We start from the raw sequence: 21,475 nt of genomic DNA, 5'->3' as shown, positions 1-21,475 counted from the left end.
CACCCACTGCGTTGTTCGTGCTCTTATGAAGCGCCGCGTAAAAGGCGCTTCGAACTCCTCCATTCGCTGACGATATCTTCCAGCCGCATCACACCACAAGCTGCTGGCAATTGACGGTATAACTTAGTTTTATACCGGGGCCAGAGCCGGATCCGGTCGACGCGGGGCTGGCGCCAGAGCACACGCTTCAGGCCCGCTGGACAAACATTGCATTCGCAGCATTGGTCCTGACGACATCCCTACTGGTCGAGACGCTTCATTGTGTCTCTCCTCTTATCGGCCACGGTCGACACTGGCTTGACATTCATGGCTGGCGAAACGCTGACGCCGGCCCCCTGAAGGCGGCGCAAAGTTTGCGATATCGGGTTGGCGCGGAAGGCGTCTTTCCGCGCGAGAGAGACCAGCGGAGATTGATGAATCAGGCTCATAGCTACAAACGGCTAGGACCCCCTAATTGACTTTCCGGTGAGCTGCTATGTCTCACGCATGTCAAGGCTGGATTCAAGATCTGCCCGGCCCCGCAAGGCAATCCTTGTTTTCGCCGAATGACAAGGAAGGCTCACGAAGAACATCGGGCAGTCTCAGGGTGCCGGCGTTCGTCCTGAAAGGATGTAAAAAGACATGGCAAAGTTTGGACTGCGCAGCAGTCTCGCTTCGATAGCTGGCTTGATTGTCCTTGTGGGTGGCTACCTGATGTCGCCCGAGACAGACGGACCGAGGCCAGCCTTCGCAGAAGCAAACCAGGTGACTTTTCCACCGCTTGACCAATTGTCGCACTACACGACGGTTCGCCGCGGCATTACCCGAGAGCATATGCTAACGAGCGAGACAGCCCTTGGTGCCATAAAGGCGGGCAAGAACGTACCGACCGGCACGCATGTGGTGCTTGTCGATTACCAGAGCGATGTGCTGACGCGCTATCTCGTTGCGCAAAAAATGGGAGAGGGCGTCGACGACTGGCAATATCAATGGTTTTGGCCCGATCAGACCATCAAAGCCGATGAAAATATCGCGCAATGTTATTCGTGCCATCAGCGGTCCCGCGGCGATCGCCAGTTCATGTTTACGTTCAGCGATGCGTTGGCGTTCGATGGGAGCCCACCACCTTGAAAAAACTCTTTATAACGCGCCTCTTGCTGCCAGGGTGCATGGCAACGTTGCTGCTCCTCTCGCTTGCCTATTGGTGGCTCGACAACCGGCCGCATGAAGTGTTCGGAACGGCATTGTTTGTCATGCTAGCATGGCACGTTGGCGTGAATCGGCTCTGGTTCACGAATCTGTTGCGCGGTCGTTATGATGCCCGTCGAACGGTCACGGCATTGCTGCATCTGCTTCTGATCGGAAACATGCTTGTGCTGTTGATCACAAGCATCATCATATCAAAATCGCTCTTTGCCTCCCTTCCTATCCCTGACAGCATTTATCTTCGCGACATCCACTGGTTCTCGGCCTATTGGGTGATGATCATCGTCGGCGTTCATCTCGGCCTCCACTGGACCCGGGTCATGGCGGTGGTACGATCCTGCCTGGGCATGACAAGCCAAAGCAGGGTCGCGATTTGGGCTCTGCGGTTGACTGCGGTCGCGGTTGCCGGCTTCGGCGTTTTGAGCATGCGGATGCTTGGCGTGTGGGCCAAGTTAACCTTTACCTACAGCCTTGATTTTTGGGATTTTACGGCCTCGGTCACGCCGTTCTTCGGTTATTGGGCCGGCGTCGTCGCCCTGCCAGCCGTCATCACGCACTATGGCATGAGTTGGTGGCGAGGTGGAGTAATGGGTCGATCTGGAAGGCGTGTGGAGCGAAGATCTCGTGGCCGCGCTTTAGAGGACGCAACAGGTGCATGAGCCCGCGCTGGTCTTCTCGCTAGTCGCGATGGCGCAGCGCGTCGAGCACCGCAATGAACGCAGGAGAGGACTGCCGGCGGCTGGGATAGTACAGATGGTACCCGTCCCAGTGGGGAGAAAATTTCTGAAGCATGCGCACAAGGCGCCCCTCCGCAACATAGGGGAGGATGATTTCTTCCGGAATATAGGCGAGACCGAAGCCGTCCAGGGCAGCTTCCAGGATATCGAACGTGTTGTTGAAGCTGGCTTGGCCATCGACACGAATTCGGATCTCGCGTCCGTCTTCCTCGAATTCCCAGGCGTAAAGGCCGCCGGAACTTGGCAGCCGGAAGTTGATGCAAGTATGGCTGACCAGATCTTTCGGGTGCTGCGGTTCCGCATGGTTTCGAAGGTACGAGGGCGCACCGACGACGGCCAGACAAAAGTCGGGGCCGATGCGGGCCGATATCATGTCCTTTGCCAGATGCTCGCCCATACGCACACCGGCATCAAAACGTTCGGTCACAATATCGGTCAGGCCATTGTCGAGTACAAGCTCGACTTTGACATCAGGATATTCGGGGAGAAGTTCGCGCAGTTTTGGCCACAGCAAATGTTTGATCGCGTAGTCGGAGGCAGAAATACGAATTGTCCCGGCAGGTTTGTCACGCAAGGCGCTGAGCGCATCGACGTGCATTTCAATCTCGTCAAAATGCGGAGCAATGCCATCAAGCAACCGCTCACCCGCTTCTGTCGGGGTGACCGCGCGCGTGGTGCGCGTCAACAGGCGTACACCCAACCGCGCCTCGAGCTGACGTATCGTATGGCTCAAAGCGGACTGAGATACGCCGAATTTAGCGGCGGCCCTTGTGAAGCTGCGCTCTCGGGCAACCGCGACAAACGCCATGRGGTCATTAACATTTTCGCGCGGCACTCATGAATCCTTCTCATCTGATTGGACCCTTATAGCGCCACAGTGATGAATAGAACAGCGAAGGATTGATGACGGCGGTCACAACGCCATCACAAGGAGATCACATTTACGGAGGTGGCCGGCGTAGCCGGGCTGGGGATACATGAAGAACGCGGGAGGAGAGAAGCGTGACGTCTCAAACCAACGAAGTGCATGCCGAGAAACGGAAAGTAACGGTCGGTGATTTCCGGGAATTTGTAAGCCGCACCTCATATCTCACGGACTGCGAGAGACGTGGAGGCGGCTGGATCTTCGTGAGGAAAAAATGGGAACAAAAGCCCGACGCGTCTTGGGACAATCCCTACATGGATCAAGGCGAGGATGATCCGGTCGTCCTGGTGAGTTGGCACGATGCCGTGAAGTTTGCAAACTGGAAAAGCACCCGCGAGGGCCTTGGCCAGGCTTACACGTTTGTGCCAACAGACAAGGAATGCCTGGTGAGCGTTGATTTCGCTTCCGCAGGGTACCGCCTACCGACCGAACGCGAGTGGGAAGCAGCGCCCCGCGACCCCGGTGGCCCCTTAATGCCAGGCACGAAACCACGAAAGAATGTCAACGCTGTAGAGCAAATGTTCCCGGGAGGGCTTTGGGGTGAGGGCGGGTGGCCGTCGGACAGATTGGAATGGTGCTGGGACCCGGGAGACCTCGCAGGGGAGGGCATTGTCAATTTTTCCAAGACGGGCCTTGCCCAACCGCGGATCTGCCGTGGCCGAAACACCGTCAGGCAAAATGGGCGGCAGCCCAGTCGAGGAGCTTGCGATCCGTTTGCGGCGGCGACCACGCTGGGCTTCAGCCTGGTTGGAGGGGTATCGGACACCGGCACACATCAGGTTGCTGAAGATTGATGAGCTGAGTTCATATCAACAAACGCTTTCAGGGCTCTAATCGCAGCCGATCGGCATACCCACTTTGTGACCGTCTGGCGGAACGCGACGTTCTGCCAAAACCGCTGCAAAGAGAGCCATTCATGTCCTATGATCCGCACAGCTACGATCCACACGACTACGTAGTCGATTCCCGCCGGCTGGGCGCGGGTTTCGGTTTGGCAGGGGTTGTCATGCTCGGCCTGTTCGCGATCAGTTGCCCTGCGGCGTCGGAAGGATCCGGCCTGCGCGAAGACGCTCATGTTCGCTGTCAACAAGCGACATCCCGAACCGATTGCTCAAAAGAACTGGCCTCGGTAGGTACGCACCTGTCTGGACAGGGAATTTTGGCGTCATAGCCTGTTGCGCAACGAGCTATTTCGATTTTAGTCGCCTTCGCGAGCATCGGTGCATTTGGTTTACCCAAGATGGTTCTCCACTAATGAGCGGAGGTCATGACAGCTATCGGGTTTCCCCCCCTAATCATGCTCTTGCTGCAGGTTTACAATTTCAAATCGATTGCGAGCTTGGGCCCCTCAAGCGCTAGTTTCTTTACGTTTTTCACCGTTCGCCTTTGAAGCAGACTGCATCGGAGCAATTTCATGAGACTTCAGATCAATGAACAGACCTATGAGGTGGAGTCGAGCGGAGACACGCCACTTCTCTGGGTGATCCGCGATGAACTCGGTCTTACGGGTACAAAGTATGGATGCGGGCTGGCGCAATGCGGCGCCTGTTCAGTCATGGTTGACGGCCAAATAACCCGGTCATGCGTAACGCCACTGGACAGCGTCGCGGACCGCAAGATCACCACAATTGAAGCGATCGAGGCCGATCCAGTCGGTCAGAAGGTCGTGGCCGCATGGGTATCCCATCAGGTTCCCCAGTGCGGCTACTGTCAATCGGGCCAGGTCATGGCGGCAACGGCTCTTCTCAAAGAGACGCCCAATCCGTCCGATGACGATATCGCTGCCGTCATGATCAATCTCTGTCGTTGCGGGACCTACAATTCGATCACGGCCGCGGTTCACGATGTGGCCGGACAGAAGGTGGAAACGCTATGAGCAATATCATTCGCGATCTCGCTAAGGACAACGACTTTACGAGCGGAAGACCGGTCAACATTTCGCGACGGGGATTTCTTCTTGGCTCCATCGGAACGGCCGCAGGTTCTCTGGTGCTCGGTTTCGGATTGCCGGTACGACCCGCGCTGGCGCAGGCGCTCGCGGTCATGACGCCGGGAACGCGCGTTCCTGCCTTCCTCGAAATTCGCCCGGACAACACCGTGCGCTTCATGAGCCCATTCGTGGAGGGAGGCCAAGGTATCTTTACGGCGATGGCGCAGATCGTCGGTGAAGAACTCGATATGGACCCCAGTTCGTTCAGCGTGGAAAATGCGCCGACTGGCTCGGATTATCTGATTATTGGCGGCAAGATGCGCATCACCGGCGGCAGCATGTCCGTGCGCATGAGCTACGATACGATGCGCCGGCTGGGCGCCCTTGCCCGCGCAATGATCCTCGAGGCCGCGGCAAAGCGCCTGAATGTCCCGGTTGGGGAGATGACGAGCGAGCCGGGTCAGGTCATCCATGCCGCATCCGGCCGCAAGCTTACCTATGGCGATGTTGCGACGGATGCGATGAGCCTTCCCGTTCCGGCTGCGGAAAGTGTGTCGCTGAAGGAGCGCAGCCAGTTTCGCTGGATCGGGAAACCGATCAAGCGGCTCGACATTCTCGATAAATCGACCGGTCGGGCGATCTATGCCATCGACTGCAAGGTCGACGGCATGCTCCAAGCTTCTGTGCAGCATGCCCCACGTCTGGGAATGGCGGTTGGAAACATTCGCAACGAGGCCGATGTCAGGGCGATGCCCGGCATCCATTCGGTCCATCGGCTCCCTGGTGCTGTGGCGGTGGTCGCCGAGCGGTGGTGGAATGCGAAGCGCGCAGCAGAAGCGCTGGTCGTCGATTGGATCGAGGCGGGCTCCAAGCCGCTGATACCCGGCACGCGTAACATGCCCGCAGACTTTTCCACCGCAGCGTTCAGCGAACGCCTCGCCAACGAGCCGGGAACCGGTAAGGATGCGGAAACGGCGGGAGATGCACCTGCCGTCCTTGCTGGCGCAAAGTCGGTTGTGTCGGCGACCTATCGCAGCCAGTATCTGAGGCATGCGCAGTTGGAGCCGCCATCAGCACTGGCGCGCTTCAACGACGATGGAACGCTCGATGTCTGGGCGCCGAACCAGGCGCCTGAGATGTTTCAAGCTGAGATCGCCAAAACGACCGGGCTCGATGCGTCCAAGATCAGTGTTCACAGTCCCTTGCTGGGTGGTTTTTTCGGCCGGCATTTTCTCTATGCGGCAGCTAGCCCGTTTTCCCAGGCCATCGAACTCGCAAAGCAGGTTGGACGGCCCGTCAAGGTGATCTGGACCCGGGAAGAGGAATTTTTGCGCGATCCCCTTCGACCGATGGCTTCGGTGCGGTTTCGCGGCTCCCTTGACGACGACGGCATGCCCGCCGCCATCGAGGCCATCAGTATCTGCGAAGGCCCGACGGAAGGTTTGTCCGGACACGATGAAAACAAGATCGACGAAACCGCTGTCGAGGGGCTAACCGGAAAGGCATATGCCATCCCAAATCGCCGGATCGCCCAGATCTATGTGGAAAACCCGACGATGCTCGCTTATTGGCGTTCGGTCGGCAACTCCATGAACGACTTCTTCTACGAGGCGTTCCTCGACGAAATGGCCGATGCAGGCAAGCAGGACCCTTTCGCCTTGCGCCTCCATCTCCTGAAGGACAATGAGCGGCTCAGCAACCTGTTAAAGGCCGTTGCGGAGGCGTCAGGCGGATGGAAGAGGGGACCTTTTACGGCGGAGGACGGCTCGCGTCGTGCGCGCGGCATCGCCATGGCGTCGCCTTTCGGCAGTCACGCGGCGGCTATCGCGGAAGTGTCGATCCGTGCTGGCGAAGTTGTCGTCCACGATGTGTGGGAAGCGATCGACCCGGGCAGCATCGTCAACCCGGCCATCATCGAAGCGCAACTCAACTCGGCAATCGCCCTCGGAGTGTCGCAAGTGTTGATCGAGGAAGCCATTTACGAGCAGGGCGAGCCGGTCGCTCGCAACTATGATCTCTACCCCATCTTGCCGCCCAGCCGGATGCCGCGGGTTCATGCCCGCATCGTCGAAAGCGGCGCTGCAATGGGCGGCATCGGCGAACCGGGACTTCCTGCCACCCCTCCGGCAGTGGCCAATGCCGTGTCCACCCTGACAGGTCGGCGTGTCCGCAGCATGCCGTTGTCGCAATACAGGTTCGAGAGCTAGACCGCCGGCCGTCGTAGCATCGGACTGACCCATCTCACTAGATCTCGGCGGTGCGATGGGTCGCGACTGCAGCGACGATACCGGCCGCTTTGGTTTCTTTGCTCATATTACAGGATGGATTGTCCTTGAAAAAAATACTCCTGCTCATTGTCATTTTGGTGGTTGTCGGCGGCGGCAGTCTGGCGTGGTTCGTGACACGTCTGCCACCGTCCCCGTTCGACGAAATGGCAGTGCCGCCTCCGTCCGTCGATCTTGCGCAACGAGGAGAGTACGTTGCCCGGTTGTCAGATTGCGTGGCCTGTCACAGCTTGCCGAACGCCAAACCGTTTGCAGGCGGCCTTGAAATGGGAACCCCCTTGGGCTCCATCTTCGCGACAAACATTACGCCCGACAAACAGACCGGTATCGGCAATTACAGCTTGGCGGATTTTGACCGTGCAGTGCGCAAGGGCGTTGCCCCCGATGGCCGGCGCCTTTATCCGGCGATGCCGTATCCGTCCTACGAAAAGATGACCGACGACGACGTCCGAGCGCTCTACGCGTTCTTCATGACTGATGTTGCACCGGTCAACCAGCCGAACGCTCTGTCAGAGATCTCTTGGCCGATGAACATGCGCTGGCCGCTGGCAATGTGGAATCTGATATTCACGGACGGCGAAACCTATCAGCAGAAGACCTCAGAGGACGTCGCCTGGAACCGTGGCGCCTATCTCGTGCAAGGTGCAGGCCATTGTGGCAGCTGCCATACGCCGCGCAGCCTCACGATGAACGAAAAGGCGCTCGACGAGAGCAGCCCGGATTATCTCGCCGGCGCACTCCTTGATGGCTGGTATGCGCCAAGCCTCCGCCAGGATCACAACACCGGTCTTGGGCGCTGGAGCGAGGATGACATTTTCGCTTTCCTGAAGAACGGCAGAAACCAGCATGCTGTCGTCTTCGGTTCGATGGCAGAGGCCTACAACAATTCGCTCGCTTTCATGACCGACGAAGATTTGCGGGCCATCAGCGTTTATCTCAAATCGCTGCCAGGTGACACTTCCCGCGATGGAGCACCATGGCCCCGGAATGTCCCACCTGCCACGAGCCTATCCGTCTCCGATCGTCTGAAAATTCCAGGAGCCCAAACCTATGCCAGCCGATGTGGATTTTGCCACGGACCGGAGGGGGTAGGACAGAACCAGTGGATCCCGCCCCTGGCGGGTGCCGCGTCTTCGCTGACCGTTGAGAATGCCTCGCAGATCAACGTGACATTAAATGGCTCGGCGCGTGTCATCACCAAGGGGATMCCTGATGCCTACCGCATGCCGCCGTTCCGTGGGCAACTGTCAGACAAGGAAATCGCCGATGTTCTGACCTATGTGCGTTCGAGTTGGGGAAATCACGGCGGACCGGTGAGCATCGACGATGTGAAGGCTTTGCGTGAGCACACAGATCCGGCGAGCAGCAATCCAATCGTACTTCAGATGCGCTGAAGATAGCGGCGGCCGTGTCGCTCCGGGCTGAGCGGCACGGTCTGCCAGGAATGGTGCCATGCGTTCGAAAGCTGGCTGCCAAGCGCGGATAAAAGCGTAGGTCGAAATGACGAAGGGGCGCTCCAATGGAGCGCCCCTTGTCACACGTTAGGCCAATTTTGCTCTTCTCGCCCCGCCAATGGGGAGGATCTGGGCCAAGGGTCGAAGAGGGCCACGACGTGTAGGGTAAGGACCAGGCGTTGATCTCCCGCAAAGATTTCCGGTTGGCGTGGAGCCCAATATGACGACCGAGCTCCTGACTTCGCCACACAGCAAATGTAACTCATCCGAAGCAGCTATATTAGGCCGCTCATTTTGCTTGTCGTCAGAAGGACCGCTCATGAATGAACGGGCTTTGCAACGACGGTTCGCGAACCGGCGCCCGACACGACGAGCGGTCACCCGGCCATGCGCGTGGCCTGGCAGGTCGTTTTGCGACAAACGGGGACTAATCTCGCGGCGTCAGACGCAACAGGTTGCCGGAACTGCCGTCCTCAATCAGCCAAACCGCGCCATCCGGCGCCACGGCCACATCCCGAATGCGCGCGCCCATGTCCCAGCGATCCACTTCATCGGCTCGGCCAGAAGGATCGAAGTTCATCCGCACGAGAGATTGGACCGCCAGCGCGCCGATCAGGGCGGACCCTCGCCATTTCGCAAAGAGGTTACCTTCATAGAAGGCGAGCCCGGCAGGCGCGATGACGGGGGTCCAATAGACGGCAGGTGCTGCGAACTCGGGTCTCGTGGCATGGCGCGGTATCGGCGTGCCGCTATAATTGTCGCCATTGGAAACGTCCGGCCAGCCATAGTTCCGCCCGGGCTCGATCAGGTTCAGTTCATCGCCGCCACGCGGCCCCATTTCATGGAGCCAAAGGCGGCCATCCGCGGCGAATGCAAGACCGTATGGATTGCGGTGACCGGTGCTCCAGGTCTGCGCGGCGACGCCGCCGGCGGCGGCGTTCGGATTATCACCTGGCACGCTCCCATCGAGGTTGAGGCGCAGGACCTTTCCTCGCGCCTGATCGGGATCCTGCGCGGTGCTTGCCTGCATGCGGTCGCCAACGGTCAAAAAGAGATGAAGCCCCGCCGGATCAAAGGCAATGATCCCGCCAGGCTGGCCGCCGCCGCCAGATGGTGACTGCTGCCATATCACCTTGCCGTCGGATAGTGATGCACCGCTGTCTGATATTGCCAGGGTCGCTCGGGACAAAACAAGCCTGCTACGGTTATCGCCGGGCTCGGTGTAGGTGAAATAAAGTCGTGAACTTGTCGGGAAGTCGGGCGCTACTGCGATGTCGAGCAGACCATTTTGGCCAGCTGCGGCAACGACGGGGACGTGACCCACTTCTGTCTTCTGCCCGGTTCGGGTGACGAGGAAAATCTTCCCGAGTTTTTCAGTCACGACCATGCGCCCATCGGGTAGAAATGCTAGCGCCCACGGCCTGTCGAACTCCGCAATCGCGCGGCTCGTAAACGGGCGAACCGTGCTCTCACCACGCTCGCCGGCATTGATGCTTTGGGCGTTGGCGTCGGTAAGAGATGTAAAGGCGGTTGCGGCGACCAGCACCGATGCCATGATCGTTCTATTGAGACGCATTGTCCCTCCACTACAGTCGTTGCTCGCCGCGTCGATGCCCTCGAGCATCTCTTTGCGGTGAAAGCAGAGGTAGGGAGAGGGACCGCCCCTTACTACCGCTATTAAAATGGTTGCTGTTATGAGCACCGTTCATCAATGGCGAGGTGCTTTTTCGCAATTCGAGCGCCGAACCGCTTCCATCCCGCCTAGCGCACTTCCGGCCCGCCGTCGAAGCATGCCGCTCCATCCGATCAATGACGTTCCCAGCCGTCACCGGCCCCTGCTTCTGCGTCGGGGACGTCAGAGCGATAACATGATCTTATATCCAAATCGGCGCTTGCATAACTAAGGTACGGACGATGCGCTTGATTTGTTACAGTGGCACCTGCTCACATGGACCAATAGCATGCCCCATCAGACGACAACCCTCCAACGCCTCCGATCAGCAGGCTTGAGACCGACGCAACAACGTATCGCGCTTGCCAATTTGCTGTTTGCAGGCGGGCACYGGCACGTCACGGCTGAAGAGCTTCACGCAGAGGCAAGAGAGGGAGGGTTCATATTGTCTCTCGCTACTGTCTACAACACTCTCAATCAATTCACCGATGCGGGGCTCGTGCGGGTTCTCGCTGTGGAAGGGTTGCGCACCTGGTTCGACACCAATGTCGCTGAGCATTTTCATTTCTATGTTGAAGGTCGTGGGGAAATCCTCGACGTACCCGACCAGAAGATCGCGGTTCTTAATCCTCCCGACCCACCGGAGGGATTCGACATTGTCAACATCGACATCGTCATCCGTCTGCGCCCGATTTCGGGTAACTAACAGCTAGTTTGGAATTCCGTTTGTCAGATCCTGTCCCTTTTGATGCCGACGGTGACAGCTCCGTCTTTAAAATACTTTTGCCGAAAATGATTGTCGTTTTCGTCGGCTTCCTGATCGCTGGCATGGCCATGCCGGTGCTGCCCTTGCATGTCCACAACGATCTCGGGTTTGGAACGTTCGTGGTCGGACTGATCAGCGGCAGCCAGTTTGCAGCGTCGTTTGTGATGCGACTCTGGTCGGGGAACTATGCCGACCGTCGCGGGCCGAAAAGGGCGGTGTCGTTGGGCCTGGGATGTGCGGTTATAGCTGGCGGCCTTTACATGGTATCGACCTTTTTTATGCAGCAGCCTGGCACGTCAGCCACCATCCTCTTGATGGGCCGCGCTGTACTCGGTGCTGGCGAAGGTCTTATCCTAACGGGGTCAGTGGCTTGGGGCCTTGCGACCGCCGGTCCGAAGAACGCCGGCAAAGTGATTGCCTGGGTAGGCACGGCTATGTTTGGCGCGCTGGCTGCCGGCGCTCCGGTTGGAACCGCGCTGTATTCGTCCATGGGGTTTGGCGCGATTGCGACCGCCACCATCGTTCTACCATTGTTGACGGCGTTGATCATCGCTCCCTTGCCACCCGTGGCGGGACGGCCCGCTCAACCTGGGTCGCTTCGAAAGGTGATCGGCACGGTTTGGCTGCCAGGCCTGGGAGCGGCTTTCAGCAGCGTCGGCTACTCCGCCATTTTGACCTTTTCCGTTCTTCTTTTTGCAAGTCGGCAGTGGCCCAATCCTTGGCTAGCGGTCACGTGTTTTGCTGCTGCCCTCGTCGTGGCTAGGACATTTCTCGGCCACTTACCTGACAAACTTGGCGGCGGGTTGACCGCATTGGTCTTCGTACTGGTTGAGGTTGCGGGCTTGCTCCTCATATGGATTGCGCCGGAGCCGATCATTGGCATGATCGGTGCGGCCACAGTCGGCGTCGGTTACTCGCTGGTCTTTCCAGGATTTGGTGTGGCGGTCGTCGCAGCCGCACCGGCAGACAATCGCGGTATGGCCATGGGTCTTTATTCCGCTTGCCTGGACTTCACGATCGCAACCAGCGGACCGCTGCTTGGCCTTCTGGGAAGTGCCGCTGGCTTATCTGCAATCTTCCTGGTCAGCGCGCTGTTTGTCGTGTGCGCGGCGCCAATCGCCACCATCATCTTGCGGCGCGCGGCGCGATCATAACCTTGCTCGGGAGGATTTCGGCTATCCTTCTTCAACCAAGGTTGCCAAACCGCAACTGGCCGTCTTGTTCTTCATGCGCGCAAGGCCGCATCGGGAAGTGTGCTCAAAAGCAGCTAGGGCCGGCATAGCGCAGGATCGTCATGACGATCCCCATATCGGCGGCAATGATCCACAGACTGTATGCGGCGAGGGTGAAACCGCCGGTGACTGAATATCGATCGAATGACTGGATGAACCTGTGACCCATTGTTGCTGGTGCCACAGGTGTATTGCTCACAATATTTACGCCAGGGAACTTGCAGTTCCGAGGGTTTCAGCATCTTGTGGTTCAATCAATGATGCGTGTTGCATTGGGCGCTTAAAGGGCGACGTTATGTGCGCCTTTGCGCACTTCCTCTGCCATGTCCACTCCATTCAACGCGCCCACGAGGTCGCTTAACATTGGCACATAGTCACTGCCATGGCCTGTTGACTCGGCATGAGCGTAATATTGCACAGCAGCTGACGCCATAATGCTCATCATCTTCGACTCAGCCGCCATATTGTTGACGTAGCGCAGATCCTTGGCGGCAAATGAAATTGCGAATTTGTGGGCATCCCGATCCCGCTCAACGACGTACTTCATAAATGTATCGAAGAAGCCGCTGCCCATCCTGCTCGGGGCAATAACTTCCCGCAGCGTCTGAGGCGAGATGCCGATTTTAGCACTGAGCACGACCGCCTCAGCATAGAGCGCGCCATAACTCATACCAATGAAGTTCATCAGAAGCTTCATCTTGTGCCCGTTACCGACAGCGCCGACCCTGATGATACGGCCCGCCCAGCATTCTATCACAGGCCTGACGCGTTCGAATATCTCGTCGTCGCCAGCGACCATGGCATCCAACGTGCCTTCTTCCGCCTCTTTCGGCGTGCGGCCGAGAGAGGCGTCGATCATCGATATCCCTTTTCCCTTTACCTCTTCAACAAGCTTCAACGTCGAGGCGGGGTCGGAGGTCGATGTGTCGATCACCACAAGTCCGGGCCGCGCACCCGCAAGAATACCGTTGTCACCGCGTATGACACTTTCGACCTGGCCAGAATTCTGCAGGCAGATGTGGATTATATCGCACTTCTGCGCCATATCCCTCGCGCTTGCCGCCTCGCGCGCGCCCAGTTTCAGGAGGCTGTCGATCGGCCTCTGGTCAAGGTACCAAAGCTCATAGCCGCTGGTCCTGATGTTTTTCGCCATGCCATGGCCCATAAGGCCAACGCCGATGAATCCAACGATTGGTTTATCGCTCATTCTATATTCCTCCCTTGCCGGTGAAGTTGGTCGCTAGAGTGCCGTGTATCTGCTCAGCCACGATGTATCGGGGGGCATACCCGTCTCGGGTAGGTATTCCGCACCGATGGGTTGATCCCAGCCCAACTTGCGCACCCTGTGCAGAACAAAYGCATAGTCCAGTTCGCCGTGATCGGGGGCGGCGCGATCAGGCACCGACGCGATCTGAACATGCCCGATCAGTGGCAGCAGGGTCTCAAAGCGGCGGGTCACATCCCCTTCGATGATCTGAATATGATAGAAGTCGAACATCAACTTAAGGTTCGGCCTGCCCACTTCCCTGATGATGCTTGCCGCTTGTTCCGTGCTGTTTAGAAAATAGCCCGGTGCGTTGTATGGATTGAGCGGCTCGATGAGGATCGTCGTCTTATCGCCTGCGACATCGCAAGCATAGGCGAGGTTCTCACAGAAAGTGCCTCTTGCGCGCGGTCCACCCGTATTACCGGCCATGACGTGAACGCTGGGTGCGGAAAGCCCGGCAGCATATGCAAGGGCTTCGTCGATGGCCGCTCGAGCATCGGCTTCGCGGCCGGGTAGGGCGGCTAGGCCGTTTTCGCCAATTGCCGTATTGCCCCGGCTGGTGTTCAGCCCAAGCATCGTCAAACCCGTTTCCTCCAGCGCAGCCTTGGTATCGGCAAAGGGAACAGCATAGGGCCAGTGGCACTCAACGGCGTCGAACCCGGCCAATTTCGCTGCCCGAATGGCATCTGGAAGCGGTCGATCGGTCCATAGGAAGCCAAGGTTGGCGGAAAATCTCATGCCTCCCACTCCACGTTGAAACTGGTCACGATGCCGGCGACCTGCCCCCTGTTCAAAAGCCGCGGACGACAGCCGCACGTCAGCACAGCTAGCCGCGCATTGGCTTCTAGCTCCTCGATAGCATTGCATGCCGCTTCGACGTCCTTGCCTGCCACCACCGGTCCGTGATTTGCCAGCATCACCGCCGAGCGCTTGCCGGCCAACCCTTTGACCGCATCGCCCATGGCAGGATCGCCCGGACGAAAGAAGGGCAGAAGTTTGACCCGTCCAAGCTGCATAATGGCATATGGGGTCAGATGCGGAAGAAAGTCGTCTTCGTCGACGTCGGGCATCAGTGACCATGCGACCGCATGGCAGGAGTGCAGATGAACCACTGCACCGGCTTGGCTGCGCGTATCGTAGAAGGCACTGTGAAGCGGCATCTCCTTGGTGGGCTGATCGCCGCTCAGATGCCGGCCATTGACATCGAAACGGCTGAGCCGGCCGGGATCGAGTCGTCCGAAGCTGGATCCCGTCGGCGAGACGAGAAGACCGCCGTCGTGGGTTCGCGCTGAGATGTTGCCCGTCGAGCCATGCGTCAAGCCGCGGTCGAACAGAGATTTCGCAAGCGTGCAAATCAAGTCGCGCAAGCGGGTTTCTTCGGTCATGCGTCAAGCACCTCCAAAGCCTTTGCGAAAAAGTCTTCGCTGCCAAAGTTGCCTGACTTCAGGGTGATTGCGACGTCGTGGTTTCCACTCCGCGCAAAGCACCAGGGAACACCGGGGGCGATTTCCGATCCAATATCGAGACGTGTCACACCGAGGCTCTTGGTGACGGCACCCGATGTTTCTCCTCCTGCCACGACAAAGCGGCGGATGCCCAAGTCTCTGGCCGCAGCGGCGCATCCGGCAAGAGCGGCTTCGACCAGGGCGCCGGCCCGATCGCTACCCAATCTCTCCTGGGCTGCCCGAACGGCATCTGGCGCCGCGGTGGCATAGAGAATTGGGGTCTTCGTTAAGTCCTGGTGCGACAGCCATTCGAGGGCAGGGCCGGGCCCGTTTTCGGCCAGTTCCAGGGGGTCCAACTTCAAGCTGGGCCGGCCGCCCTGGCCGAGAAAGGCTGCGACTTGGCGGTTCGTCATTGCCGAGCAACTGCCTGAGAGAACGATCGCAGGGCCGACTTCGAAACGGTGTTCACCTTCGCCGTGACGTCTTTTGACCAAACCCTGGCTCAGCCAGATCTTGGGCAAAGGCATCGCGACTGCACTACCGCCTGTCAAGAACGTCAAATCCTGGCAGGCATCAGCGATGATGGAAAGGTCGTCATTTGCAACTGCATCGACAACGACATGTGCCACGCCATCTGCTTTGAGGCTTGCAAGCCTGTCGCGAAGCGCGTTCGGTCCCCTAGCGACGGCGTGACGGTTGGCAAGTCCGACCGGCAAGGTGACCTGTGGCTCCAACAGCCGCATGAGATTGGAATCGCGCATTGGTGTGAGCGGATGATCCTTCATTGGGCTTTCGGCCAATGGTTGCTCGCCGACAAACAGATTGCCCATGAAGATCGACCGACCATTTTCCGGAAAGGCGGGGCAATATATCGTCTGATCGGTTCCGAGGGCCGTCATAAGCGCTTCGGCAACCGGGCCGATATTGCCGCGAGGCGTCGAATCAAAGGTAGAGCAATATTTCCAGAAGAACCTTTTGGCGCCGGCCTCGCGAAGCCAGTCGAGCGCAGCTCGGGTTTCCTTTATTGCCTCATCGACCGGCGAGGTCCGGCATTTCAAAGCGATAATCTCAAGTGGCGCTGTCTTGGCGGGCGGGCTGTCAGGGACGCCGATGCGCAAGGATACTTCGACACCGGAACGCGCAAGAAGGCCTGCAAGATCGGTCGCGCCTGTGAAATCGTCAGCGATTGCACCGAAATATGTTGTCATGCCAGCATCCCGTCCTGCGATAATTCACCAATGGCAGATCAATTACCTGTGCCAGGCAATGTCAGTCCCGCATTGCGGGCATAAACTTTGGCGACTGCCGCGTCGTCTTCACGCCCCAATCCCATCCCGGATGCTGCGAGGAATTGCTGAAGCGCTGCGGCCGTGATCGGTGCGGCGAACTTTGAAGCCCGGGCTGCATCCAGAACGATGCCAAGATCCTTCGGCCAGATATCGATGGCGGAGTGAGGGGTAAAATCGCCTGACACCACGTGCGGCGCACGGTTTTCCAGCATCCAGCTCGTTCCGGCGCAACGGGGTATGACCTTGATGAACGTTTCCGGATCAATTCCTTGCGTCATGCCGAATGTGATCGCTTCGGCCATCGCCGCGATATGGACGCCAGCTAGCATCTGGTTGACAGCCTTCATTGCAGATCCAGCACCGGCCGTGTCGCCCAGTTCGAAAACGGTTTCRGCCATTGCATCAAGTGCAGGCCGGGCTCTGGTGAATGCTTCGGGTGTCCCGGAGGCCATGATCGAAAGCTTGCCTTGCGCGGCTTTGACGGATCCCCCGGAGATTGGAGCATCGAGAAAATGGACCTCATTCTCCGCGCATTTTTGCGCAACGCTGCGTGCAAAGTCCGGTGCAACGGTCACACAAAGCATGACAACAGCGTCCGCCGGCAGCCAGCCGACCAGCCCCTCTTTCCCGAATAAAACGTCCTCAGCTTGGGCTGCATTAAGGACGACCACGACGAGCGCATCAAGCCGAGGTGCAGCGGCTGCAATATCTTCATTCGACCCGCCCTCGGCACGCAGCCGCTTGATGGCGTCGACATTCACGTCGGAGCCGAACACTTCGTGCCCGGATCGCAGAAGCGAGGCGGCAATCCCGTAGCCCATCGAGCCAAGCCCAACAACGCCGATTTTCATGTGAGGTCCTCCCATTTTTTGTTCAATGTCAGGCATTGGACGCGCGGATCGCCTCGATGACCGCATCGGTCACGAGCTGCGTTGTCGCCTGTCCGCCGACGTCAGGCGTCATTGTGCCGGAAGCACAGACGTCCTCGATTGCTTTCATCAGGCGCGAAGCGCCTTCCATTTCACCCAGATGCTCGAGCATCTGACAGACGGTCCAGAACGTCGCGACTGGGTTGGCGATACCCTTGCCAGCGATGTCGAAAGCCGAACCGTGAATTGGCTCGAACATTGAGGGAAAGCGCCGCTCCGGATCGATATTGGCCGTGGGAGCGACGCCCAGACTTCCAGCCAGTGCACCCGCCAGATCGGACAGAATGTCCGCATGCAGATTTGTCGCGACGATGGTATCGAGGCTTTCAGGGCTTCGCGTCATGCGCACGGTCATTGCATCGACAAGCATCTTGTCCCAAGTGACGTCAGGATATTCCCGCGCCACTTCGGCGGCGATCTCGTCCCACATGACCATGCCGTGCCGCTGCGCATTCGATTTGGTGACGACCGTCAGGAGCTTACGCGGCCGGGCCTGTGCCAGCCGAAACGCATAGCGCATAATCCGCGCCACGCCTGTGCGTGTGAAGATGGCAACCTCGGTTGCCACTTCCTCAGGCAGGCCTCGGTGGACGCGCCCGCCATGACCGGAATATTCGCCTTCCGAATTCTCCCGCACGATAACCCAGTCGAGGTCACCGACCCCCTTGCCGAGCAGGGGGGTCGGTATCCCCGGGAGGATCCGCGTCGGGCGGATATTGGCATATTGATCGAAACCCTGGCAGATTTGCAGCCGCAGTCCCCACAGCGTGATGTGATCCGGGACGTCCGTGGAGCCAACCGCCCCAAACAAGATCGCGTCGTGCGCTTTCAGCCGGGCCAACCCATCGGAGGGCATCATCTCGCCGTGCGTTTTATAGTAGTCCGATCCCCAGTCGTAATGCGTGATATCAAATGAGAGGTCCCCGCTGCGCGCAGCCAGGGCCTTGAGCACCTGGAGCCCGGCCCCGATGACTTCCGGTCCAATACCATCGGCTGGAATAGCTGCAATCTTGTAGGAGCGCATCCCGGTACGCATCAGAATGTGAACTCGGGCAAGCGGCTCGCTTCCTCATCGAACCCGTACACGGATTTGATTTCGAGATATTCTTCAAGCCCAACACTTCCCATCGACCGTCCGATACCGGATTGTTTGTATCCGCCCATCGGTGTCAGCGAATTGGTGGCTGCACCATTGAAGCAGATCCGGCCGGCGCGAAGGCCGGAGGCAAAGTCATAGGCTTTCTTGCGGTCGCCGCCGAAAACGTAGCCGCCCAGTCCGTAGATGCTGTCATTGGCAATATCGAGCGCCTGTTGCTCGGTTTTGTATGGTATGACCGCCAGCACCGGTCCGAAAATTTCTTCCCTGGCGATGGTCATGTCTGGTGACACACCAGCAAATACGGTGGGCTTTACGAAGAAGCCCTGATTGCGCCCGTCGGGCTTGCCGGTCCCGCCACAGGCAAGCTGAGCGCCTTCATCGATACCGATCTGGATATGGCGTTGGATGCTGTCGAACTGCGCCTGATTGACGACTGGTCCCATCGTGGTCTCGGGATCTTTGGGATCACCCAGGCGATACCGGGCAACCTCATCGACGAGATAGGGCACCACCGCATCCATCTGGCTTTCATGCACGAGCATGCGGCTCGGAGCATGGCAGGACTGTCCGGTGTTGAAGAAACACCGCTGGATATTCCAACGCGCTGCCTTTTCCAGATCGGCATCCATGAGAACAATGTTTGCCGACTTCCCGCCAAGCTCCAACGAGACCCGTTTGATCGTACGGGCTGCTGCTTCGCCCACCTGTGCGCCGGCCTGCGTCGAACCGGTAAATGAAACCAAGTCGATGTCCGGATGGCTGGCCATTGCGGCTCCGACGTCGCGGCCTCGGCCAATGATCAGGTTGAAAACACCCTGTGGAACGCCGGCTTTCTCGAAAATCTCGGCGAGCACAATAGCACTGACCGGTGAAGCATCGGAGGGCTTCATGATGAGCGTACAGCCAGCGGCCAGTCCGTAGATCGCCTTTATGACTGGTGTTTGAACCGGCCAGTTCCAAGGAGAGATCAGCGCGCAAACCCCGATGGGCTCACGCCGGATGATCGTATCACCAAGGTGCCTTTCGAAGTGGTACGTCTTCAAGAGATCGCGCGCGACTTTCATATGGCCGATTGGCCCGGTGGTCTGTGCCCGGGCACTGACCGGGATGCCGACTTCCTGCGCCATAATATCGGCAATCTCGTCGGCGCGTTCCTCGTAAGCCGCGATGATGCGGTCAATAAGCGCCACCCGTTCATCAAGTGTCGTCGCCGAGTAGGTGGAGAATGCGCGGCGAGCCGCGACGACGGCTTTGTTGACTTCATCGACGCCGCCGCCCGTGACAACGCTTGCAAAGGCGGTTTCCGTGAACGGGTTGATGAGAGGCTTTTGACCGGCGTTGGCAGGTGCCACCCACATGCCGTCAATATAAAGGTTTCCGTAGTGTTTCACGTTCGATCTCCTCGGCAAGCGCTCGATCAAAAGCTGTGGGTGTAGCCGCCATCGCAGGCTATCGTCTGACCGGTGATAAAGGCTGCGGCCGGCGTGGAGAGGAACATGGCAAGCCCCGCCAGATCGGATGGTACGATGGTTCGCGGAATACACTGCAGATCGATATTGCGCTGGCGAATGTCTGCGGTAAGGCTGGCGACCCGTGCTTTGACTTCCGTCGCAACGGTGCCCGGGCGAATGCAGTTGACGGTAATGCCGTTGGCACCAACCTCGCGTGCCAGGGAGTTTGTCATGCCAATGACGGCTGATTTGGAAGTGACATAGTGCAGGTAATTCTTCGTGCCGCGATGGACGGAGGCCGAAGAGATATTGATGATGCGGCCAAAGCGCTGTTCACGCATGGATTTCACGACCGCAGAGGCGCAGAAGAACGTGCCGTTGATATTGACCTCCATCACCTTTTGCCATTCGGCGGAAGGAATTTCCTCAAATGGCCGTTTGGTCAGGGTCGAAAAGAGGGAGGCGTTATTGATCAGGACATCGATGCGCTTGAATGCCGCCAGGGCTGCAGCCACCATCGCATCAACTGATTCCCGTTTGGAAACGTCGACCTGCAGGGGAAGAGCTTTGCCGCCCGCCGCTTCGATTTCGCCTGCCACCGCTTGCGCATTTTCGATGCTCAGATCCGCAATGACGGCGACGGCTCCGGCTGCGGAAAACTGGCGCACGATTTCACGGCCGATGCCCTGTCCGGCCCCCGTGACGATGATAACGCGGTCCTTGACGCTGAAGTCGCGGGCGGCTGCAGGTACCTCAGCGTCTTCAGGCGATTGTGAGGCGGTGTCGATGTTCACGGTTGATCTCCAAAAATAAAGGATCGGTCTGTCAGGTTCGAGCCGACGGGCTTGAATAGGCACACATCATCGCGCAGGCTGATTGCAAGCTACCGATACAACTGCGCGGTGGCATTTGCCGCGCTGGTCAAGAAGCCGGTGTCACTGCCCGCCGAAACATAGCGGGCGCCCAGGGCAATCATGTCTTTTGCTACGTCCGGGCGGGTGTTCAGACCGCCGACACCGAGATGCTTTCCCTTTGCCCGGCACGCGGCGGCGACATGCTCGTAGGCTTCGCGCACCCGAACATGATCGAGTTGACCGGGCAGGCCGAGTGAGTTGCAAAGGTCGTTGGTGCCGATCAGAAGCATATCCATGCCGTCGACCGAGGCGATCTCCTCCGCGTTCTCCACGGCGCGCACCGATTCAATCATCCCGACAACCAGCGCTGCCTCGTTCATTTTTTCCATCGTTTCCGCAGCGGGACCGGCGCGAAAGAGAGTGTGTGGATTGGCTCCAAGAAGCGACCGGTTTCCCTTCGGCTGAAATTTTGCTGCATCGACGACATCCTCGGCTTGCGCCTGCGTTTCGAGATGCGGGACGATAATGCCCTGCGCTCCGGCCTCAAGCGTCCGGCTGATCTCGGCTTTGTCGAGCCCTGGCACACGCACAAGCGGCGTCACACCCAAGGCAACAGCCGTCATGCTGATCTGGCTGACCGTCTCCAGTGAGAAACTGCAATGTTCGAGGTCGATGTAGAGGCAATCGAAACCGGCGCTCTTGGCAATGGCGGCAATCTCAACATTGCGCATCAGGCGGACGATCATTCCGACCGCCAGTTGGCCGGCGTCCATCTTCGCCTTCATCAGGTTTCTTGTCGGAATTTCCAAACCGGTCATAGGGGATCCAAAACTCGCGAAGCAATCGCGCACTGCATTGGCGCACTCATTCGGTGCGCGGTCCCTATGGTTTTGCAGTCTATGGTCCTGCTTATCAAGCCTGCATCCAGCCAGCGGCGAAGCAGCGATAACATAAT

20 protein-coding genes are annotated in these 21,475 nt (G+C 58.6%); 9 read left to right on the top strand and 11 right to left on the bottom strand.

What is annotated here, in order from left to right:
• Nucleotides 1–621 precede the first annotated feature (621 nt).
• Together AC1D1Z_RS19455 and AC1D1Z_RS19450 are read left to right on the top strand one after the other, a co-directional pair.
• Nucleotides 622–1,110, top strand: coding sequence for a hypothetical protein (locus tag AC1D1Z_RS19455; protein WP_018517116.1), 489 nt, complete (start codon nucleotides 622–624; stop codon nucleotides 1,108–1,110).
• Nucleotides 1,107–1,844: a DUF4405 domain-containing protein gene (locus tag AC1D1Z_RS19450; RefSeq protein ID WP_245275435.1), complete on the top strand. Its 738-nt coding sequence runs from the start codon at nucleotides 1,107–1,109 to the stop codon at nucleotides 1,842–1,844. Before AC1D1Z_RS19455 ends, AC1D1Z_RS19450 begins: the two co-directional genes overlap by 4 nt.
• A gap of 19 nt (nucleotides 1,845–1,863) precedes the next feature.
• Here the strand turns inward: AC1D1Z_RS19450 and AC1D1Z_RS19445 are convergent, their stop codons facing one another.
• The gene (locus AC1D1Z_RS19445; RefSeq protein WP_477851598.1) at nucleotides 1,864–2,757 is read right to left on the bottom strand and encodes a LysR family transcriptional regulator; all 894 of its coding nucleotides are present in this window, start codon (nucleotides 2,755–2,757) and stop codon (nucleotides 1,864–1,866) included.
• Between the two features lie 167 nt (nucleotides 2,758–2,924).
• On the opposite strand from AC1D1Z_RS19445, the gene AC1D1Z_RS19440 reads away from it, so the two are divergent.
• From AC1D1Z_RS19440 to AC1D1Z_RS19420, 5 genes are all read left to right on the top strand, one after another.
• A complete protein-coding gene (locus AC1D1Z_RS19440) occupies nucleotides 2,925–3,641 on the top strand; it encodes an SUMF1/EgtB/PvdO family nonheme iron enzyme (protein ID WP_065277886.1) in 717 nt (238 codons plus the stop codon).
• Nucleotides 3,642–3,763: 122 nt separating this feature from the next.
• Nucleotides 3,764–4,018: a hypothetical protein gene (locus tag AC1D1Z_RS19435; protein WP_128408339.1), complete on the top strand. Its 255-nt coding sequence runs from the start codon at nucleotides 3,764–3,766 to the stop codon at nucleotides 4,016–4,018.
• A 243-nt stretch (nucleotides 4,019–4,261) separates the two neighbouring features.
• On the top strand, nucleotides 4,262–4,723 hold the full coding sequence (locus tag AC1D1Z_RS19430; protein WP_018517120.1) for a (2Fe-2S)-binding protein: 462 nt from the start codon (nucleotides 4,262–4,264) through the stop codon (nucleotides 4,721–4,723).
• Nucleotides 4,720–6,984, top strand: a complete 2,265-nt coding sequence (locus AC1D1Z_RS19425; protein ID WP_065277885.1) for a xanthine dehydrogenase family protein molybdopterin-binding subunit — start codon at nucleotides 4,720–4,722, stop codon at nucleotides 6,982–6,984. Before AC1D1Z_RS19430 ends, AC1D1Z_RS19425 begins: the two co-directional genes overlap by 4 nt.
• Before the next feature lie 125 nt (nucleotides 6,985–7,109).
• Nucleotides 7,110–8,456 carry a c-type cytochrome gene (locus tag AC1D1Z_RS19420; RefSeq protein ID WP_065277884.1) on the top strand — a complete coding sequence of 449 codons (1,347 nt, stop codon included), beginning with the start codon at nucleotides 7,110–7,112 and terminating at the stop codon, nucleotides 8,454–8,456.
• 487 nt (nucleotides 8,457–8,943) lie between these two features.
• Here AC1D1Z_RS19420 and AC1D1Z_RS19415 read toward each other — a convergent pair whose 3' ends face one another.
• The gene (locus tag AC1D1Z_RS19415) at nucleotides 8,944–10,092 is read right to left on the bottom strand and encodes a PQQ-dependent sugar dehydrogenase (protein WP_065277883.1); all 1,149 of its coding nucleotides are present in this window, start codon (nucleotides 10,090–10,092) and stop codon (nucleotides 8,944–8,946) included.
• Nucleotides 10,093–10,477: 385 nt separating this feature from the next.
• Between AC1D1Z_RS19415 and irrA the strand changes: the two genes are divergently transcribed.
• Both irrA and AC1D1Z_RS19405 read left to right on the top strand, forming a co-directional pair.
• Entirely contained in the window at nucleotides 10,478–10,894 is a 417-nt protein-coding gene (gene irrA, locus AC1D1Z_RS19410) for an iron response transcriptional regulator IrrA (protein ID WP_477851597.1), read from the top strand.
• 20 nt (nucleotides 10,895–10,914) lie between these two features.
• Complete coding sequence (locus AC1D1Z_RS19405) at nucleotides 10,915–12,108, top strand: arabinose transporter (protein ID WP_018517125.1); 1,194 nt, start codon at nucleotides 10,915–10,917, stop codon at nucleotides 12,106–12,108.
• A gap of 358 nt (nucleotides 12,109–12,466) precedes the next feature.
• Here AC1D1Z_RS19405 and AC1D1Z_RS19400 read toward each other — a convergent pair whose 3' ends face one another.
• From AC1D1Z_RS19400 to AC1D1Z_RS19360, 9 genes are all read right to left on the bottom strand, one after another.
• A complete protein-coding gene (locus AC1D1Z_RS19400; RefSeq protein WP_018517127.1) occupies nucleotides 12,467–13,393 on the bottom strand; it encodes an NAD(P)-dependent oxidoreductase in 927 nt (308 codons plus the stop codon).
• Nucleotides 13,394–13,426: 33 nt separating this feature from the next.
• Nucleotides 13,427–14,191: a hydroxypyruvate isomerase family protein gene (locus AC1D1Z_RS19395; protein WP_032990332.1), complete on the bottom strand. Its 765-nt coding sequence runs from the start codon at nucleotides 14,189–14,191 to the stop codon at nucleotides 13,427–13,429.
• Nucleotides 14,188–14,838, bottom strand: a complete 651-nt coding sequence (gene otnC, locus AC1D1Z_RS19390) for a 3-oxo-tetronate 4-phosphate decarboxylase (RefSeq protein WP_018517129.1) — start codon at nucleotides 14,836–14,838, stop codon at nucleotides 14,188–14,190. Before otnC ends, AC1D1Z_RS19395 begins: the two co-directional genes overlap by 4 nt.
• Nucleotides 14,835–16,106, bottom strand: coding sequence for a 3-oxo-tetronate kinase (gene otnK, locus AC1D1Z_RS19385; RefSeq protein ID WP_130654356.1), 1,272 nt, complete (start codon nucleotides 16,104–16,106; stop codon nucleotides 14,835–14,837). Before otnK ends, otnC begins: the two co-directional genes overlap by 4 nt.
• Nucleotides 16,107–16,144: 38 nt before the next feature.
• A complete protein-coding gene (gene ltnD, locus AC1D1Z_RS19380; RefSeq protein ID WP_018517131.1) occupies nucleotides 16,145–17,038 on the bottom strand; it encodes an L-threonate dehydrogenase in 894 nt (297 codons plus the stop codon).
• A gap of 28 nt (nucleotides 17,039–17,066) precedes the next feature.
• A complete protein-coding gene (locus AC1D1Z_RS19375) occupies nucleotides 17,067–18,140 on the bottom strand; it encodes a tartrate dehydrogenase (protein WP_026242379.1) in 1,074 nt (357 codons plus the stop codon).
• Nucleotides 18,141–18,151: 11 nt separating this feature from the next.
• A complete protein-coding gene (locus AC1D1Z_RS19370; protein WP_020572908.1) occupies nucleotides 18,152–19,606 on the bottom strand; it encodes an aldehyde dehydrogenase family protein in 1,455 nt (484 codons plus the stop codon).
• Between the two features lie 26 nt (nucleotides 19,607–19,632).
• Nucleotides 19,633–20,460, bottom strand: coding sequence for an SDR family NAD(P)-dependent oxidoreductase (locus AC1D1Z_RS19365; protein ID WP_018517134.1), 828 nt, complete (start codon nucleotides 20,458–20,460; stop codon nucleotides 19,633–19,635).
• 89 nt (nucleotides 20,461–20,549) lie between these two features.
• Nucleotides 20,550–21,266, bottom strand: coding sequence for an HpcH/HpaI aldolase family protein (locus AC1D1Z_RS19360; RefSeq protein WP_245275436.1), 717 nt, complete (start codon nucleotides 21,264–21,266; stop codon nucleotides 20,550–20,552).
• Between the last annotated feature and the right edge of the window lie 209 nt (nucleotides 21,267–21,475).

The sequence above is a fragment of the Rhizobium sp. P1_E1 genome, assembly GCF_056406015.1.
The sequence above is the reverse complement of the archived record's forward strand: the minus strand, read 5'-3'. Positions and strand labels throughout refer to the sequence as shown.